The following is a 17,055-nucleotide window of genomic DNA, read 5'->3' as shown; positions in this document are numbered from 1 at the left end:
TCAACTCTACCGTGCCGCGCGGGATTGCACCTGCAACCCGTTCATGGGCCGCCCGGCGCGATGCCGGCGGTGGACGCGGCGCGGCTGTGCACAGGGGCGCTTGCCTCCGCCGCCCGCGTCCGCCACCTTCGGCGCGCCATGCGCCCGGCTTTGCTCGATCCGCTCTTCGCCCCCCTCACCTCGCTTCCGGGCATCGGCCCCAAGATGGTGCGCCCGTTCGCCCGGCTGCTGGGGCGGGAGAACCCGCGCGTCATCGACCTCCTGTTCCACATGCCCTCCGGCCTCATCGACCGGCGGGCGCGGCCGACCATCTTCGAGGCCCTGCCAGACACCGACGTGACGCTGGAGGTGCGGGTGGACGGCCACCAGGCGCCCCCGCCGGGGCGACGCGCGCCGCACCGCACCTTCGTCTCGGACGCCAGCGGCGACATGCAGGTGGTGCATTTCAAGACCGAGCGCGCCCGCATCGAGCGCCAGCTGCCGGTGGGCGAGACGCGCTGGCTGTGCGGGCGTATCACGCTCTATGACGGCATGCGGCAGATGACCCATCCCGACCGCATCCTCGATGCGGCCGGCCTCGCCAGGCTGCCGCCGGTGGAGACCAAATACCGGCTGGTGGAGGGCCTCGCCGCCGGCCATGTACGCCGGGCCATGGACGCCGCCCTCGCCCGCCTGCCCGAATTGCCCGAGGCGATCCCGCCGGACCTGCTGGCGCGTGAGGACTGGCCCGCCTTCAAGGCGGCGCTCACCCGCATCCACCAGCCGGAGACGCCGGTGGACGCGCTGCCCACCGGCCGCGCCTGGAGCCGCCTCGCCTTCGACGAGCTCTATGCCCATCAGGTGACGCTGGCCCTGGTGCGCCAGACCCAGGTGAAGGCGGGCGGGCGCTCCAGCCGGGGCGACGGGCATCTGGCCGCCGCCATTCTCGCCGCTTTGCCCTTCTCGCTGACCGGCGCGCAGGAGGCGGCGCTTTCAGCCATCCGCTCCGATCTGGCGGCGGACACCCGCATGCTGCGCCTGCTGCAAGGCGACGTGGGCTCGGGCAAGACGGTGGTGGCGCTGCTCGCCGCCGCCGGCGTCATCGAAACCGGCCGGCAAGCGGCGCTGATGGCGCCGACCGAAATCCTCGCCCGCCAGCATCTGGAGACCATCGCCCCGCTGGCGGCCGCCGCCGGCATCGGCGTGGCGCTGCTCACCGGACGCGAGAAGGGGCGCGCCCGCGCCGCCATCCTCGACGACCTCAGGGAAGGCCGCATCGGCCTCATCGTCGGCACCCACGCGCTGATCCAGGACGACGTCGCCTTCGCCGATCTGGCGCTGGCGGTGGTGGACGAGCAGCACCGCTTCGGCGTCGAGCAGCGCCTCGCCTTCTCCCGCAAGGGCCGCGCGGTGGACATGCTGCTGATGACCGCCACCCCCATTCCGCGCACCCTGGTGCTGACCCTGTTCGGCGACATGGACAGTTCCGAATTGCGCGAGAAGCCGCCCGGCCGCCTGCCGGTGGACACCCGCGCCATCTCTCTGGAGCGGCTGGACGAGGTGGTCGCCGCCGTGGGCCGGGCCCTCGCCCAGGGCGCCCAGGCCTATTGGATCTGCCCGCTGGTGGAGGAGAGCGACACCTCGGACCTCGCCGCCGCCACCGACCGGGCGGCCCATCTCGCCCAGGTGTTCGGGCAACAGGCGGTGGAGCTGGTGCACGGCCGCCTGTCGGGGAGCGAGAAGGACGCCGCCATGGCCCGCTTCGCCTCCGGCGCGGCGCGCATCCTGGTGGCGACCACGGTGGTGGAGGTGGGGGTGAACGTGCCCAACGCCAGCATCATGGTGATCGAGCATGCCGAGCGCTTCGGCCTTGCCCAGTTGCACCAGTTGCGCGGGCGCGTCGGGCGCGGCGAGAAGGCCTCCACCTGCCTGCTGCTCTATCGCGGCCCCTTGAGCGAGACCGCGAAATCCCGCCTCGCCATCCTGCGCGAGAGCGAGGACGGCTTCCGCCTCGCCGAGGAGGACCTGCGCCTGCGCGGCGAGGGCGACGTGCTGGGCACGCGTCAGAGCGGCTTTCCCGGCTTCAAGATCGCCCGGCTCGATGTCCATGGCGCCCTGGTGGCGCAGGCGCGCGACCTGGCGGGGCGGCTCGTTCCCGGCAATCCGGATCTGTCAGGCCCCGAGGGCGAGCGGGTGCGCACCTTGCTCTACGTGCATGAGCGCGATGCGGCGGTGCGCTTGCTCTCCGCCGGCTGAGGCGCGAAGTTGGGCGCCTCGCCACGCTGTCCGAGGTTGTCCGTGCCGCCCGACCTGCCGCCGCGCCCGCCTTATGCCGCCGCCATGTTCCGGCAGGTGGTGATGCAGCGCGTGCTGTTCTCCTGCGGCGTCTTCTTCCTGACGCTGGGGGCCATCGGCATGGTGGTGCCGATGATGCCGGGCACGGTGTTCCTGATCGGCGCCGCCTGGTGCTTCGCCCGGTCCTCGCCGCGCTTCGAGGCGTGGCTGCTCAACCACCGTTACCTCGGCCCCACCGTCAGGCGCTGGCAGGAGACCGGCGCCATCCCCCTGGTCGCCAAGGCCTTCGCGCTCATGAGCTTCATCGGCAGCTGGACCGGCGCGTGGTATTTCGGCGCCCCCATCTATGTGCTGTGGGGCCTCGGCCTCCTGTTCGCCGCTTTGGCGGTGTTCATGGTGACGCGGCCGTCGCGCTAACGGGCCGGGCTTAGAGCTTGAGCGCGTCGGCCATCGGCAGGAACAGGCGCAAGGACCGGCTGGGAAGCGGCCGGAAGCCGTAGCTCTCATAGAGCGCCTTGCGTCTCGCGGTTCGTCCGGCATCGCCGCAATCGAGGACATCCAGCAGGATCACCGCGAGCCCCAATTGCCGGGAGACGCGCGCCAGCCGCTTCAGGGCATCGGCGAGCAGCAGCCCGCCGATGTGTTCAGTCCCGAGGTCAGGCGCTCTTGCGAAGTGGCAGGCGTCGAGGAACGCGGCGAGGCGATCGTGAAGCGGCGGGGTTTCATAATGACGGTGCCGCATGGTGGCCTCCTTGCGCGTTCGATTCATCCGCTCCACCTTGACCGCTGGTCCCTGGGATGGCGGGCGTGGCGCTTCGCTACGGCGAAGCACCTGGCCCATGACGCCTCCAGGAATACGGGACCGGCTTCGCTGAAGCCCCCACACTCCGAGACTGAACACCTGGGGATCGGACAGATGATACCGGATCATCTCCGGGTTTAGCTGCTGCGGCGTTTAAGCCAGGATTTGTCGATGGCGCCACGCAGGGTACCAAACTGCCGGAGAGCATCGACCGCCGCGCTCTTGTCCTTGGCCGCGAGCGCCACGATCATCGCCTCAATCAGCACCAGAGTGGCTCCATGCATAGCCAAATGGTCGGCCCGGCCTCTCGCGACGGGAAGGATCTCGACGACCCCACCTACCGAGCCCAGGCTGTCACTGATGAGCACGGTCGGCACTCCGAGTTCGCCGGCGCGCTCCAGAACAACGGAAACCTCCCGATAGATCGGGGCATAGGCGAGCATGAGGACCGCATCCCCCGCTTCCATGTCCTGGAGGCCATCGGCAAGGCCGATGCCGCTGCGGGAGAGCGCCGAACTGCGAAGACCGATCCGGTTGAACTGCAGAGCGGCATATTCGGCGACGCTGCCGGATGGCCCGATGCCGAAAACATAGCGGCGCCGCGCTGCGAACAGCATATCGACTGCCCGCTCGAAAGCGGCGCCGAATGTTGGCGACGTCATCGTTTCCAGGCTAGAGTAATGTTCCCTCAGAACATGCGCCAGAACACCGTCTGACGTCGCGCTCACATCCTGCAGCGTTTTCGTCAGCCGATCCGCGGGCGCAGGCCCGGTGATGTCCGACAGGATCGCCTCCCGCAAACTAGCGAGGCCATCGAAACCGAGGGCCCGCGCGGTCCGCACGACCGTCGCGTCGCTGGTGCCGGCCCTGTCGGCAATCTCGGCAGCGGAGTTCAGGAGGACGACCGATCTTTGTTCCACAAAGAACCGCGCCATGCGCCGTTCGGCCGGACGCAAGCTGCCGATGACCCCGGCGACCCGGTCACTCAACGTAAGCGGCTTGGGCGCACCACGTCTGGGCATTGTCTTTGTGCTCATGATTGCAGCTTCACCGATTCGCCGTCTGCGCACATCGACTATACCCCCTGGGCAGCCCCCTCCGAGGCTTCATGGCCAAGGCATTCTGGCCGTCCGCCCCGTTAACCGGCCCTTCCCGCAGGCCCACGCCGGGGCGGATGAGAGGGCGCGCATGGCCGCGTGCCAAGCCATGTTTCATACACTACACGAACTGAAAATTCCGTTGTATTCACTACCAATATCGTGCCACAAACATCGCAGGCTCAGCGGAGCCCATGCGAGAGGCTGTCACCGGCAAGGCGTTTCCGAGCCGGCGGCGCAGGCCGCATGCAAATCCGAGATGCAGGATGCCGCAGGACCATCCATCGTCAGGCATTCGACCGCGTGACCAGCAAGGAACCCGTCTGGTCGTGGCTTCTCCCCCTGCCCTCTGCGGTGGAGGTGATCATTGACACGGGCCAAGGCAGACGCCGGACGACCAGCACGGGGCCAATTTGCCTCGACTATCCCTGAAGTGGACACGCGGCGCGGGCTTTTCGCAAAATTGCGGGAAGAGGTCGAGATACTTCATGCGTTCGGGTTGAAGCGGGAAGAGATCGCCAGTGTTCTGGAAATCGACCTTAGAGATGTGCGGGCCCTATGCCCCACCCCCCGCAAGAAAGCCACGTCGTCCCTCCTCCCGCGGCGGGCGCTGATCGCCCTTCTGAACGGTCGTCACGCGATAAGAGGCGGTGCCACGCTGGCCGAACGAACCCAGAGGCTGGCCGACATTGCCAGCCACTACACCGAAGAAGAATTCTCCAACGAGCCCGGCGTGGGCGCGGTCACCGTGATCGAAGTGTCTCTCTGGCTCAGCGAGCGGGGGTATTCATTTCGTTTGACGCGCGACGCCCATGTGAAGTCCCGTGGCTTCTCCCAACAACAGGAGACATGAGGACTGGCACCGAGGCGGGCGCACAGACCGGAGACGCAAGCGCAGGGCGACAGCACATCTGGACGGGACCGCAGAGATCACGGGGCACGTTCACCTTGACGCAGCGGCGGCAAGGGAAAGCCGGCGTCCAGGATGCCGTCAGGACCGTTTGCGTGGAGGCACATCCGACAGCATATACCCTACGCCGGCGATGGTATGGATCAGGGGCGTGTTCGTATCGCCGTCAACCTTCCGGCGCAGGCGGTGCATATGCATGTCGATGATGTTGCCCTTCGGCTCGAAGTCATAGTCCCACGCCGCTTCCAGCAGCATGCCGCGGCTCACCGCGCGATGGGCGTTCCGCATCAGGGTTTCGAGCAGAAGGAATTCACGCGGCTGCAAGCCGATGTCCTGCGCGCCGCGCATCCCGAGCCGGGCGCGCAGGTCGAGGCTCAAATCGCCCACGCGGAGCACGGCCTGCCCCCGCGCCCGGTCCGCTCGGCGCGCCAGCGCCTCCAGCCGGGCCAGCAGCTCGGAGAACTGAAAGGGCTTGGCAAGGTAGTCGTCACTACCGGCGCGCAGGCCCTCCGCCCGATCCCGTGCCGAAGCGATAGCGCTCAGTATCAGGACGGGCAGATGCCTGTTCTCGTCCCGCAGCCGCCTCACGAGACTGATGCCATCCAGCTCGGGCAGCATCCGGTCCACGACCGCAATGTCGTAAATGTCCTCCAGGGCCATTGCCAGCCCCAGAGCGCCATCCGCCGCGCGATCCACCACATGGCCGCTCTCCGACAGCCCGCGAACAAGATGCTGGGCCGTCCGGTCATCGTCTTCCACCACCAGAATGCGCATGCCCGACCCATTTCACGGCGCCATGGCGCCCCCTTCGCCCGGTCGGGAAGGAACATGAAATATGTTTCATCTTCCGGCGACCTGCCCGGCATCTTCCCTGGGCTAAACCTATTTAGCAGAGTTGAACCCCGCCGCTTCCAGCGATGCACCGCCTCATCGGCCGGCAGGACGCGGCCCGCGTAGGGAAAACGGACAAATGACACGCGTGCTCGTGGTCGAAGACGACACCGCCACCGCACGGGAACTCTGCGCGGCACTGGAGGACCACGGTTTTGAGGTCGACCTTGCCGCCGACGGCAAGGGCGGTCTCCTCAAGGCCGCGACCGGCGGCTATGACGCGATCATTCTCGATCGTATGCTGCCGGGCGAACTGGACGGCCTCGGCATCCTGTCCACCCTGCGGGCGGTCGGTGTGGAGGTTCCGGTGCTGATCGTGAGCGCCCTCTCCGCCGTCGACGAACGCGTACGAGGCCTGAAAGCGGGCGGCGACGACTATCTCGTCAAGCCGGTGGAGTTCGTGGAACTCACCGCGCGGGTCGAGGCCCTCCTCCGACGCCGGACGACGCCGGCGCGGGCCAGCCGCCTGCAAGTAGGCGATCTGGACCTGGACCTCATCACCCACCAGGTCACGCGTGCCGGACGCCCGCTCGACCTGCTGCCGCGCGAATATGAACTGCTGGAATATCTGATGCGGCAGGCAGGACAGGTGGTCACCCGCACCATGCTGTTCGAGGAGGTCTGGAAGTACCACTATCCGGAATCCAGCAATGTCATCGACGTGCATATCAGCAAGCTGCGCCGCAAGATCGATCCGGAGGGGGCCTCGCCCATGATCCAGACCATTCGGGGCGCCGGATATATCCTCAATGCGGCTTCGTGAACTCCCGCGCACCACGAGCTTCCGCCTCGCGGTCTTCTTCCTGCTGCTGTTCGGCGGCGCCTCCAGCGCGCTCTTCGGCGTGCTGTATGTGCAGATGCAGGGCTTCCTCGTCGCCCGCGTCGACGAATGGCTGCTGCGCGAGCGCACCGACCTGTCGCGCTACAGCCCCGAGGAACTGCGCACGCGCCTTGAGGCCCGCGCCCTCGTCGATCCCAGCCTCGAGCGGGCCATGGCCGTCTTCGATCCCGCCGGCCGGCGCCTCGACGGCACGGAGCTGCCCGCTCCCGCCACGATCTCCGCCTGGGATGTGCCCTTCGACTTCGCCATCGCCCTGAACGGCAAGCGGGAGACATATCGCGGCCTCGCCCGCCGGCTGGAGACCGGCGATACGCTTCTCATCGCCCAAAGCCTTCACGAGACCGACGAATTCAACGAAGCGCTCGTCCAAGCGATGTTGATCGGCGGCGCGCTCACCATCGTGCTCGCGCTCGGTGGCGCGGTCTTCGTCGGCATCGGCGCGGTCAGGCGCCTCGATGCGGTGACGCTGGCCATCCGCAAGATCGTCGCCGGCGACCTGTCCAACCGCCTGCCGACCCGGGGCACGCTCGACGACGTGGACCGGCTCATCCATGTGGTCAACGGCATGCTGGAGGAGATCGACCGCCTCATGCGCGAGGTGAAGGGCGTGTGCGACAACATCGCCCATGATCTTCGCACGCCCCTGACACGGCTCCTCGGCGGACTCGAACGGGTGCGCCGGCATGACCCGTCCAAGGAGGAGTACGGCCTTGCGGTGGACGACGCCATTGCCGAAACCAAGGGCATCCTGAAGACCTTCGCCGCCTTGCTGCGCATCTCCGAGGTGGAGGATGGCGCGCGGCGATCCGGCTTCGTCAGCGTCGATCTTGCCGCCATCGTGCAGGATGCCGTCGATTTCTACGAACCGCTGGCCGATGAGAAGCAGATCGCCCTGAGCCTGAGCGGGCAGCCCGTGCGCCTGCCGCTCATGGGCGATGCCAGCCTGCTATTCGAGGCCGTGGGCAACTTGCTGGACAATGCCATCAAGTTCACGCCGCCCGGCGGCCATGTGCGGGTCACGCTGTTCTCTTGCGCGACCGCAGTGGGGGTCGCGGTCGCCGACGACGGGCCAGGCATTCCACCGGCCGAGTGGGAGGCCGTGCTCCGCCGATTTTATCGGACGGAAAAAAGCCGGAGCACGCCGGGCAGCGGTCTTGGCCTGAGCCTCGTCGCCGGCATAGCGGGCCTCCATGGTATGGAACTGGTGCTGGCGGACAACGAGCCCGGGTGCAGGATCACGCTTTCGAAGGCGCCGGACGCCTGATCGGCCCCGTCAGCCGAACACATGAGCCTCGCCGGCAACGGAGATCTGCACCTGCGTGCCCACCGGCAGCGCGTCCATGGACGAACGCTGCAGGGCGATGCGCCGGGCCGGGGCTGCCGGCGCACCGCCCGGCACCTCCACCACCATGGCGCACGAGGCCCCCGCGAACTCCATCTCCATCACGCGGCCGAAGACACCGGCGCCGTGCACCCCGGCCTCCGCCGAAAGCACGTGGACACGGACCTGTTCCGGACGCAGCATCACCTCCGCGCGACCGGACGGATGCCCCTCGGCCACCGCAAGCGGGCCGAGGATGGAGGTGGCGGCGCGCCCTTCAATCACCGCCGAAAGAATGATGGCCTCGCCCAGGAATTCGGCCACCATGCGATCCACCGGCTGCCGGTAGAGCCTGTGAGGCGGCCCCACCTGCGCCAGCCGCCCCTTGTGCATGACGGCCACCTGATCGGCGAAGGACAGCGCTTCCGCCTGATCATGGGTCACGAGCAGCGCCGTCACACCCGTGGCGGCCAGAAGCGCGATCACCGCCTTGCGCGTGCTGATGCGCAGCGCCGTGTCCAGGGCGGAGAACGGCTCATCCAGCAGCAGCAGCCGCGGATTGGGCGCCAGGGCCCGTGCCAGCGCCACACGCTGCTGCTGGCCGCCGGAAATCTGATCCGGCCGCCGATCGAGAAGACTGATGTCGAGATCCACCATGGCCATGAGATCCCGCACCCGCGCCGCCCGTCCCGCGTCGCGCGGCGGAAGACCGAAGGCCACGTTCTCGGCGACGCTGAGGTGGGGAAACAGGGCCCCATCCTGCACTACGATGCCGATGCCGCGCCGATGGGCGGGCATGGAGATCCCACCCTCGGCGAGAACCGTCCCGTCGAGCCGGATGGTTCCCGCATCGGGCGCCTCGAAACCCGCGATCAGCCGCATGAGCGTCGACTTGCCCGACCCCGAGGGGCCGACAATGGAGGTGCGGCTGCCGCGCGCAACGACAAGGTCGATAGCGTCCGTCGCCCGTGCCGCCGCATAGTGCTTGGTGAGGCCTTGCAGAACCAGAAAGCTCATCGCCCGCTTCTCCGTCTGGCCTGTACATGCAGAAGCCAAGTCAATGGCAGGGACGCCGCCACCATGATGACGGCGTAAGGGGCCGCCGCGGCGTAATCCAGCTCGCCGGAGAGATCCCAGAAGCGCATGGCGAGGGTCTGCGTGCCGCTTGGCGCCAGCATCTGGGTCGCGGTCAGCTCGTTGAAGATCCCGAGCCCTACCAGCGCCAGGCTCGCCGCCGCACCGGGAGCGGCGAGCCTCAGCGTGATGACCCGCATGACCCCGAAGGGGGAATGCCCGAGACTGCCGGCGGCCTGCTCCAGCTCCACCGGGGTCTGCGCGATCGCTGCCCGCAGGCTGACCAGCGCCCGGGGCAGGAAAATGATGGCGTAGGCGACCAATATGGTGAAAACCGTCTGATAGAGCGGCAGGGCGACCCGCACGGTAACCATCACCAGCGCAAGGGCGACGGCCACGCCCGGCAAGGCGCCCGCGATGTAGTTGCATCCCTCCAGGAACCGCTGGAAGCGGCCCGGATGGCGTACCGCGATCCAGGCCACCGGAAAGGCCGCCAACGTCGCCAGCAGGCCGCCGGCCAAAGCGAAGGCCAGCGTCTGCCAGAGCGCGCCGAGGATCTCGCCCATGCGCCAGACGTCCCGCCCGCCGACCAGAAGCCAGCGCCCCAGCGTCAGCATCGGCACGCCGATGGAGAGCAAGGCCGTCGCCGCGAGCAGAACGGCTGCACCGGGAGCGTAGCGGCCGAGCGCGACCGTGCGGGACCGGCTGGGCGTACCGGACCCCACCCGGGCATAGCGGGCGCGGCCACGCACGCCACCTTCGAGCAGGAGCAGCAGCAGGCAGCACACCACCAGCACGCTCGCCAGCATGTTGGCCGCCGGCCCGTCGAAGGCGGTCTGAAACTGCTCGACGATCGCCGTGGCGAAGGTATCGAAGCGGATCATGGCGTAGAGGCCGTATTCGGCCAGCAGATGCAGCGCGACCAGCAAGGATCCGCCGAGGATGGCCAGCCGGAGCTGGGGCACCACCACGCGCCGGAAAACCCGCCACGGGCCGTGGCCGAGGGAGGCCGCCACATCCTCGAGCGCGGGGTCCATCTGCCGCAGCGTCGCCGCCACGGGCAGATAGAGGAAGGGAAGATAGGCCAGCACCGACACCGTCACGCCGGCGAACAGGCCATGGAAGGCGGGGACGAGGCTGATCCAGGCATAGCTCTGGACAAAGGCCGGCACGGCCAGCGGCGCCACGCATACCCAGGCCCAGACGCGGGCCCCGGCCAGATCAGTGCGTTCGGTCAGCCAGGCCAGAGCCACCGCGAGGCCCGCGCAGACCGGCACCGTGAGAACGATCAGCGCCGTCGTATTGAGCAGGAGGTCTGCGACCCGCGGCCGGAAGACGAGGAGTGACACCGTCGCCCAGCCGGCCTGGATCGTGACCCACGCCACGAAGACCAGCGGCAGCAGCGAGAAGAAGGAGACCACGACGGCGGCCATGCCCATCGGCGACAAGCCGCGGCGCCAGGTCCGGACGCGAGCGAGGCCACGCCGGGGCCACGACATCCCTCCGGTATCGGGGCTGGGCGCGGGGACCGGCATCATCTTGTCTGTCGTGGTCACGAAACGCATGTACCGTCTTGGGGATGGCGCATCGGCCCCGCGGCTTCATCCTCACCGCGGGGCCGATGCCTGTCGGGGAGGCTACAGGATGCCGGCAGCCAGCATCAGCTCCATCACCTTCTTGCTGTCGAGCGCGGACGGCTCGACCTTCGGCGCGCCGAGCTCGGTGAGGGGCACCAGACGATCGTTCGACGGCGCACCGACGCCAACCGCATATTCATAGGAGGTTCCGGTGCGCAGAACGGCCTGCCCGCCCTTGCCGGCGATCCACTTCAGGAAGGCGACGGCCTCCTCCTTGTGCTTGCTGGAGGCGAGGACACCGCCGCCAGAGATGCTCACGAACGCACCCGGATCCCCATTCTTGAAATAATGCAGCGCGACGTTCCTGGAGTTCTCCCCGGTCTTGGCCTGATCGCCCACGAAATAATAATGGTAGATGATGGCGGTCGGCACCTGCCCGTCGTTCACCGCCTTCAAAGCGATGCTGTTGCTCTTGAAGGGAACGGCATTCTCCTTCATCGCCTTGAGCCAGGCCGCCGTTTCCTTTTCGCCCTTCAGCTCCAGCAGGGCCGCGACGATGGCGTGGAAGTCCGCACCACCCGGCGCCGCCCCCCAGCGCCCCTTCCAGGCCGGCAGGGCGAGATCCAGCAGCGACTTCGGCAGGTCGGCTTCCTTCAGCTTGGTCTTGTCATAGGCCAGCACGGTGGCACGGGCGGCGATGCCGATCCATGTGCCATTGGCCGGGCGATATTGCGCCGGCACTTCGGCCAGAACGTCCTCCGGCAACGGCGCGAACAACTTCGCCTTCTCCACCAGCGCCATGGCCGGTGAGTTTTCGGTCAGGAAGACATCCGCCGGCGAGGCGGCTCCCTCCTGCACGATCTGGTTGCCGAGCTGGGTGTCGCCGCCATTGCGAAGCGTCACCTTGATGCCCGTTTCCGTCGTGAATGCGTCAGCCCATTCCTTGGCTAGGCTCTGGTGCTGGGCATTGTAGACGACGATGCCGTCTGCGCTCGGCTTGATCCCGGACTGGGCAAAGGAGGCTGCGGGGGCGATGGCCAGCCCGGCCAGCAGCGCCGCACCAGCGAGCGCGGTGATAGCGAATTTCATAGTGCACCTGCACAAAGTAAAACCTGCATCGCGCCTGCGACACATCTCTCCCATCCGCCACTTCAGCATCAAACGTCAACATTTATGATTTAGAATCAATCAAATTTATCTCAAATTACGCTACGTTCCATTTATTAAACGGCAGTTGTGAGCCGCAAATGCGCAAGAATTCGCGCTCACTCGAAAAGATAAATTTTATCCCACGGAAGGCACTTCTCCGGAATACGTGAAAGTGCGCCACCGAAATCGTCGCAGGAACGCCCCCGCTTGTCATATGTCGCCCTCCTGTTCCCCCGCACGGGCGGATGCATTTTTCGCCATACGCCCCAACGTAAGGGGCTTCCCTGAAGCATTTACTTCCTATAATTCACTCATGTTGCATTTGCTACAGACGCAAACGCCGGCCAGATTTTTCGTCGGAACCACTGCGAGGCGCCCGGCGCCGCGGAGCCCGATGCCGGACGGCGCCACCCCTGAGGCACGCAAGGGACGCACGCCCATGACGACGATGACCACAATCGGATCCACCGTGACGGCCGCCTTTCTCGGCTCCTTCGTGGAAGTCGTTGAGGCCTTCACGATCATTCTCGCGGTCGGCCTCTCGCGTGGCTGGAAGCCGGCCTTCGTGGGCACCGGCCTCGCACTTCTGGTGCTGGCCGCCCTCGTTCTCGTCTTCGGCCCACTGATCAGCCTCATTCCCCTCCAGCTGATGCAGTTCGTGATCGGCACGCTGCTGATCCTGTTCGGCATGCGCTGGCTGCGCAAAGCCATCCTGCGCACGTCCGGCTTCATTCCGCTGCATGACGAGGATCAGGCGTTCACCACCGAAAGCGACTTGCTGAAACGGCAGAGCACGGATCGACGGGCCGACTTCCTCGCCGCGTCCGCCGCCTTCAAGGCAGTGTTGCTGGAAGGCGTGGAGGTGGTTTTCATCGTCATCGCGGTGGGTGCCGGCCGTGGATTGATGGTCTATGCCAGTCTCGGTGCCCTTGCCGCCTGCCTGCTCGTCATCCTTGTCGGCCTCGCGGTGCACCGCCCGCTGTCGCGCGTCCCCGAGAACACGCTCAAGTTCACCGTCGGCCTGATGCTGAGTACGTTTGGCGTGTTCTGGGTCGGCGAAGGACTGGGCGTGGACTGGCCCGGCGCGGATCTCGCGCTGCTGGCCATCTTCGCTATCTTCACGCTCGTGGCGCTGGCCGCTGTCCAGTGGCTGCGCCAACTCACCCCCACCACCGCAAGGGCCTCGTGATGAAATTTCTCCGCGGCGTCATCTCCGAAGTGCTCGGGATGTTCATCGACGACGGTGCGCTGGCCCTCGCCAGCGTCGTCCTGATTGCGCTCGTCGCCATGGCGGTCAAGGCGGCCGGAACGCCGCCGCTCGCTGGCGGCGCACTGCTGCTGGTCGGGTGTCTGGCGATCCTGCTCGAAAGCGTCAACCGCGCGGCCCGGAAGAAACCCAAAGGCTAACCCGGTCCAGCCCGCCACAGCGGAAGGCTGAGGGTCACCTTAAGACCCGGGGCAGCATTTTCCACGACCAGCGTGCCGTCATGGAACTCGACGACGGCCGCGGCCAGGGTCAGGCCGAGGCCGTTTCCCGGGCTGCTCCGGGACCGCTCGCTGCGAAAGAAGCGATGCGTCAGACGATGGAGGTCCGCCTCCGGCACGCCCGATCCATCATCCCGGACGCTCACGCACACCCGTCTTTCGTCCGCGCGATCGGGCGCGAGGTCCAGGTAGATGCGGGTACCGGCCGGCGTGTGACGCATCGCATTCTCGACCAGATTGGCGATCGCCTGCGTCAGCAATTCCTTGTCGCCGAGCACTGTGGCGCCGGCCGAGATGTGCAAAGCGATGAACCGGCCGTCCATCTCCGCATCCGGGCGATAGGCATCGGCCACGGCTTCCAGGATCGTATCCAGCGCGATCGCTTCGAAACTGTCCCGGGACGCCGCCCCTTCAAGGTTCGCCACCCTGAGCAGAGCCGCGAAGGTGTCGAGCAGTCCCTCCGCTTCATGCGTGGCGGCTTCGATCAGATGCCGGGTCTCGCTCGCGGAAGCCGAGCCATCCCCCGCGCGCTCCAGCTTCTGCAAGAGGCGGGCAAGTGGCGTGCGCAGGTCGTGGGCCACGTCGCTGCTGACCTGGCGCAGGCTGTCCATGAGGCGCTCGGTGCGGTCGAGCATGCGGTTCAGCGTCTCGGCCAGATGATCGAGATCATCCGCTGAACCGCGGAGCGGAATGCGCCGCGACAGGTCGCCGGCGATGATCGCCTCCGCGGTCCGGGAGATCGCTTCGACCTTGGCGAGGAATATCCGGCTCACCACCACACCGCCGGCAATGGCCAGCAGGGCAGCCAGCCCCACGGCCCAAGCCAACGCGGTCAGGATTGCTTCCTGCACCTCGCGGATCCGCCGCAGGTCATCCCCGACGGCGAGCAACATCCCTCCCCCCAGATCGGTGACCAGCGCCAGCACCTGCTCGGGCTTGCCGTCATCCTCCGATGCCTGCGGGACATCCATGATTTTCCAGCCGAAGCGTACGTCGGTTCCGACGGCCGGCATCTCGCCGGCAAGATGCCGGCCGTCGCCGGCTTGCAGGAGATAGTCCAGCGCACTCGCGCCCCGTCCCCTTATGCGGACGACGTCCGCCAGTCGCGCCATGCCGCCATGCTCGAACTCCTCCCGCAAGAGGGCCGTCTCGGCCCGGATCCGGGTTTCCATCTGATGCTCGAGCACCTTGCGTGCCGTCAGGAAGACAGCCGCGCCGAGGATGACCGAGGAAACCGCGAATACGAGGACATAGAGCGCAGCGAGGCGGGCCGGCACGCGCCGGGTCGGAGCACGGATCGCCACCTTCACGATTCCGTCGGGCCGCGGAGGAGATAGCCCGCCCCGCGCACCGTATGGATCAGTTCGGGATCCCTGCCGCCCCGGGAGATCTTGCTGCGCAGGCGGCTCATGTGGCTTTCGACGATGTTGGTCTTGGGGTCGAAATGGAAGTCCCAGACCCCTTCCAGCAGCATCGTCCGGGTCACGATCCGGTCCGCGTGCCGCAGGAGGAATTCCAAGAGGAGGAACTCCCGCGGCTGCAGGTCGATGCGCTCGCCTCCACGCATGGCCGAACGCTTGAGCAGATCGACCTCAAGATCCGCGAGCCGCAAGATCAAGGGCGTCTCGGCAAGCGGCGGCCGGCGCGCAAGGGCGTTCAGGCGGGCCAGCAATTCCGCGAATGCGAAGGGCTTGACGAGATAGTCGTCGCCTCCCGCCTCAAGTCCGCGCACCCGGTCCCCCACCCCGCGCAACGCCGTGAGGAACAGCACCGGCGTGCGTATGCCGGAGGCGCGCAGGCGGCGGACCAAAGCGATGCCGTCCAGTTCCGGCAGCATCCGGTCCACCACAAGCGTGTCGTGGATGTCGCGCATGGCCAGGAGCAATCCGTCCTGCCCGTCCTGCGCGTGATCGACCGAATGCCCGTGCTCACGTAGTCCCCGCAGAATGTAGTCCGCGGTTTCGGCATCGTCCTCGATCAGCAGCACCTTCATCGCACACACATCTGCATCTTTTTGCACGCTTCACACGAAGCACAGCCGCCTGGACCGGCGGGCGGCGGCCCCGGCAGCCGCCCCTACCGCGCCGCCGGATTATCCATCACAGCCAGAAGGTCGGACAGGGTCTTCTTGCATTCGATCGCATCCGGCTTCGGGGCGCGCAGGGCCGTGAGGGCCTTGTCGATCGCCTTGTCCACCACGTGCCAGTCGGCTGCCGCACGCGGCTTCAGGCCCGCCTCGGCGGCATCCCAACTGGTTTCGAGGTCCTTGATCCGCAGGGTCGCCCCCGGAAGGTTGCCTTGATCCACAAGGCCGGCGGTATCCACCACGATGGCACGGAAGGACGACAGGTCCCCGAGCTTCGAGGGCGCCGCGGCGGCAGCCGTGACGCCGGATATGGACAGCACCGACATTCCGGCCGTCACCAGGGCGACCTGGGGCAGAGCAAGAGTGGTGACGATGCAACAGACGCTGAGCAGTTTGGTCCGAGCCATTTTGTTTATCCTGCGAAGTCAGAGGGTGATGGGCGCGGTCAGGCGGGGCGCTGCGTGCGTCCGGCGCGCGCGAGGGTGAGATAGACCACAAGCATCAGGATGATCGTAAGGAAGATGAGGCTTGTATTCACGGCACCGAGCCCCAGCCCGCCGTAGATCTGCGATTGGGAGAGCAGGTCTCCGAGCGAGGCCCCCAGGGGCCGCGTCAGGACGTAGGCGAGCCAGAATGCCAGGACGCCGTTCATGTTCGCGAAGTAGAGCAGACCGATGAAGGCGATCGCCCCGCTGAAGACGAGCACGCCCAAGGTGAAGCCGAGCCCCAGCGCTTCCGTCGCCAGATCGCCCGCCGCCGTGCCAAGGGCGAAGGTCAGCAGCACCACCAGCCAGTAGAACAGTTCCCGCCGCGTCGTATCGACGGCGTGGATGGAGAGGGTCCGCTCGACCGCGTACCAGACTGCAAAGGCCACCAGCAGCAGAAACGCGAAGGCTGCCGTGCTGTAATAGAGGCTCACTTCCATGCGATCCGTGAGCACATCGGTGAGCTGGGTTCCGACGACGCTGACGAAGACCACCGTCAACCAATAGATCGCGGGGACGTAGCGAGGCATGGCCACCTGGATGCACAGCAGCGCGAGCAGCACCGCGCACGTCAATCCAGTAGTCAGGCCCGTTCCCAGCCCGGCGTTCACGGCAAGATAATCCGCTCCAGTCTCCCCGACTGTGGTGGCCAGGATCTTGATGACCCAGAAGACAGCGGTGATCTCGGGAACTTTGTTCTCCAGGATCCTGGAGGTTCGGCGAGTTGAGGGCGGCACGGCATATCCTTCACGATGCGGCTGATGCGATTGACGGGCAGGAGACTAGGCTCAGGACCTATTAATTTGCCTTGAGTTGTGATTCACAGTCTCCATTGAGGAGGCTGTGATGAGCGATTTGTTCCTGCTGAGCGAAAGGCAGATGTCTCGGATCTCGCCCTTCTTTCCCTTGGCCCATGGCGTGCCGCGCGTCGATGACCGCCGGGTGGTGAGTGGCATCGTTTATGTGATCCGCAACGGGTTGCAGTGGAAGGATGCCCCCAAGGACTACGGCCCGCACAAGACGCTGTACAACCGCTTCATCCGCTGGAGCCGGCTCGGGGTCT

General features: G+C 66.8%; 18 protein-coding genes. 8 read left to right on the top strand and 10 right to left on the bottom strand.

Translation table 11 applies throughout. The features are described from left to right. The first annotated feature begins 138 nt into the window (after nucleotides 1-138). Nucleotides 139-2,235, top strand: coding sequence for an ATP-dependent DNA helicase RecG (recG, locus tag YU1_RS0121280; protein WP_029005806.1), 2,097 nt, complete (start codon nucleotides 139-141; stop codon nucleotides 2,233-2,235). A 42-nt stretch (nucleotides 2,236-2,277) separates the two neighbouring features. Continuing rightward, nucleotides 2,278-2,691 (top strand): YbaN family protein, encoded by a 414-nt coding sequence (locus YU1_RS0121275; RefSeq protein ID WP_245263399.1) that lies wholly within the window; start codon nucleotides 2,278-2,280, stop codon nucleotides 2,689-2,691. A 10-nt stretch (nucleotides 2,692-2,701) separates the two neighbouring features. Here YU1_RS0121275 and YU1_RS32160 read toward each other — a convergent pair whose 3' ends face one another. After that, the gene (locus tag YU1_RS32160) at nucleotides 2,702-3,115 is read right to left on the bottom strand and encodes a hypothetical protein (RefSeq protein WP_156922336.1); all 414 of its coding nucleotides are present in this window, start codon (nucleotides 3,113-3,115) and stop codon (nucleotides 2,702-2,704) included. Nucleotides 3,116-3,213: 98 nt separating this feature from the next. Further along, nucleotides 3,214-4,113 (bottom strand): MurR/RpiR family transcriptional regulator, encoded by a 900-nt coding sequence (locus tag YU1_RS0121265; RefSeq protein ID WP_245263398.1) that lies wholly within the window; start codon nucleotides 4,111-4,113, stop codon nucleotides 3,214-3,216. A 427-nt stretch (nucleotides 4,114-4,540) separates the two neighbouring features. Here YU1_RS0121265 and YU1_RS30545 point away from each other — a divergent pair, with 427 nt between their 5' ends. Beyond that, entirely contained in the window at nucleotides 4,541-5,026 is a 486-nt protein-coding gene (locus YU1_RS30545) for a hypothetical protein (protein WP_156922334.1), read from the top strand. A 138-nt stretch (nucleotides 5,027-5,164) separates the two neighbouring features. On the opposite strand, the gene YU1_RS0121255 is transcribed toward YU1_RS30545, so the two are convergent. After that, nucleotides 5,165-5,857 carry a response regulator transcription factor gene (locus YU1_RS0121255; protein ID WP_029005803.1) on the bottom strand — a complete coding sequence of 231 codons (693 nt, stop codon included), beginning with the start codon at nucleotides 5,855-5,857 and terminating at the stop codon, nucleotides 5,165-5,167. Between the two features lie 196 nt (nucleotides 5,858-6,053). Here YU1_RS0121255 and YU1_RS0121250 point away from each other — a divergent pair, with 196 nt between their 5' ends. Together YU1_RS0121250 and YU1_RS0121245 are read left to right on the top strand one after the other, a co-directional pair. Further along, a complete protein-coding gene (locus tag YU1_RS0121250) occupies nucleotides 6,054-6,737 on the top strand; it encodes a response regulator transcription factor (RefSeq protein WP_029005802.1) in 684 nt (227 codons plus the stop codon). Then, a complete protein-coding gene (locus YU1_RS0121245; protein WP_051357124.1) occupies nucleotides 6,724-8,079 on the top strand; it encodes a sensor histidine kinase in 1,356 nt (451 codons plus the stop codon). The genes YU1_RS0121250 and YU1_RS0121245 overlap by 14 nt, the downstream gene beginning before the upstream one ends. A gap of 9 nt (nucleotides 8,080-8,088) precedes the next feature. On the opposite strand, the gene YU1_RS0121240 is transcribed toward YU1_RS0121245, so the two are convergent. The 3 genes from YU1_RS0121240 to YU1_RS0121230 all read right to left on the bottom strand — a co-directional run bounded on the left by YU1_RS0121240 (nucleotide 8,089) and on the right by YU1_RS0121230 (nucleotide 11,876). Further along, nucleotides 8,089-9,153 carry an ABC transporter ATP-binding protein gene (locus YU1_RS0121240; protein ID WP_029005800.1) on the bottom strand — a complete coding sequence of 355 codons (1,065 nt, stop codon included), beginning with the start codon at nucleotides 9,151-9,153 and terminating at the stop codon, nucleotides 8,089-8,091. Beyond that, nucleotides 9,150-10,709 (bottom strand): ABC transporter permease, encoded by a 1,560-nt coding sequence (locus YU1_RS0121235; protein ID WP_156922344.1) that lies wholly within the window; start codon nucleotides 10,707-10,709, stop codon nucleotides 9,150-9,152. Before YU1_RS0121235 ends, YU1_RS0121240 begins: the two co-directional genes overlap by 4 nt. Nucleotides 10,710-10,847: 138 nt before the next feature. Further along, entirely contained in the window at nucleotides 10,848-11,876 is a 1,029-nt protein-coding gene (locus YU1_RS0121230; protein ID WP_029005798.1) for an iron ABC transporter substrate-binding protein, read from the bottom strand. Between the two features lie 499 nt (nucleotides 11,877-12,375). Between YU1_RS0121230 and YU1_RS0121225 the strand changes: the two genes are divergently transcribed. Further along, nucleotides 12,376-13,125, top strand: coding sequence for a COG4280 domain-containing protein (locus YU1_RS0121225; protein WP_029005797.1), 750 nt, complete (start codon nucleotides 12,376-12,378; stop codon nucleotides 13,123-13,125). Beyond that, a complete protein-coding gene (locus tag YU1_RS0121220; protein WP_029005796.1) occupies nucleotides 13,125-13,343 on the top strand; it encodes a hypothetical protein in 219 nt (72 codons plus the stop codon). The genes YU1_RS0121225 and YU1_RS0121220 overlap by 1 nt, the downstream gene beginning before the upstream one ends. Here the strand turns inward: YU1_RS0121220 and YU1_RS0121215 are convergent. The 4 genes from YU1_RS0121215 to YU1_RS0121200 all read right to left on the bottom strand — a co-directional run bounded on the left by YU1_RS0121215 (nucleotide 13,340) and on the right by YU1_RS0121200 (nucleotide 16,729). Continuing rightward, on the bottom strand, nucleotides 13,340-14,731 hold the full coding sequence (locus YU1_RS0121215; protein WP_051357121.1) for a HAMP domain-containing sensor histidine kinase: 1,392 nt from the start codon (nucleotides 14,729-14,731) through the stop codon (nucleotides 13,340-13,342). The two genes, YU1_RS0121220 and YU1_RS0121215, sit on opposite strands and share 4 nt — an antisense overlap. Next, the gene (locus tag YU1_RS0121210) at nucleotides 14,728-15,414 is read right to left on the bottom strand and encodes a winged helix-turn-helix domain-containing protein (RefSeq protein WP_029005794.1); all 687 of its coding nucleotides are present in this window, start codon (nucleotides 15,412-15,414) and stop codon (nucleotides 14,728-14,730) included. Before YU1_RS0121210 ends, YU1_RS0121215 begins: the two co-directional genes overlap by 4 nt. 83 nt (nucleotides 15,415-15,497) lie before the next feature. Beyond that, entirely contained in the window at nucleotides 15,498-15,914 is a 417-nt protein-coding gene (locus tag YU1_RS0121205) for a hypothetical protein (RefSeq protein WP_029005793.1), read from the bottom strand. Nucleotides 15,915-15,952: 38 nt separating this feature from the next. Then, complete coding sequence (locus YU1_RS0121200) at nucleotides 15,953-16,729, bottom strand: COG4705 family protein (protein ID WP_198019005.1); 777 nt, start codon at nucleotides 16,727-16,729, stop codon at nucleotides 15,953-15,955. Nucleotides 16,730-16,838: 109 nt separating this feature from the next. Between YU1_RS0121200 and YU1_RS0121195 the strand changes: the two genes are divergently transcribed. Further along, nucleotides 16,839-17,055: transposase (locus tag YU1_RS0121195; protein ID WP_156922116.1), on the top strand; the 217-nt coding region annotated here is incomplete at its 3' end.

Origin of the sequence: Azorhizobium doebereinerae UFLA1-100, assembly GCF_000473085.1 — a bacterium.
Taxonomy (GTDB): Bacteria; Pseudomonadota; Alphaproteobacteria; order Rhizobiales; family Xanthobacteraceae; genus Azorhizobium; species Azorhizobium doebereinerae.
Note: the sequence above shows the minus strand (reverse complement) of the source record. Positions and strands in the feature narration are given on the sequence as shown.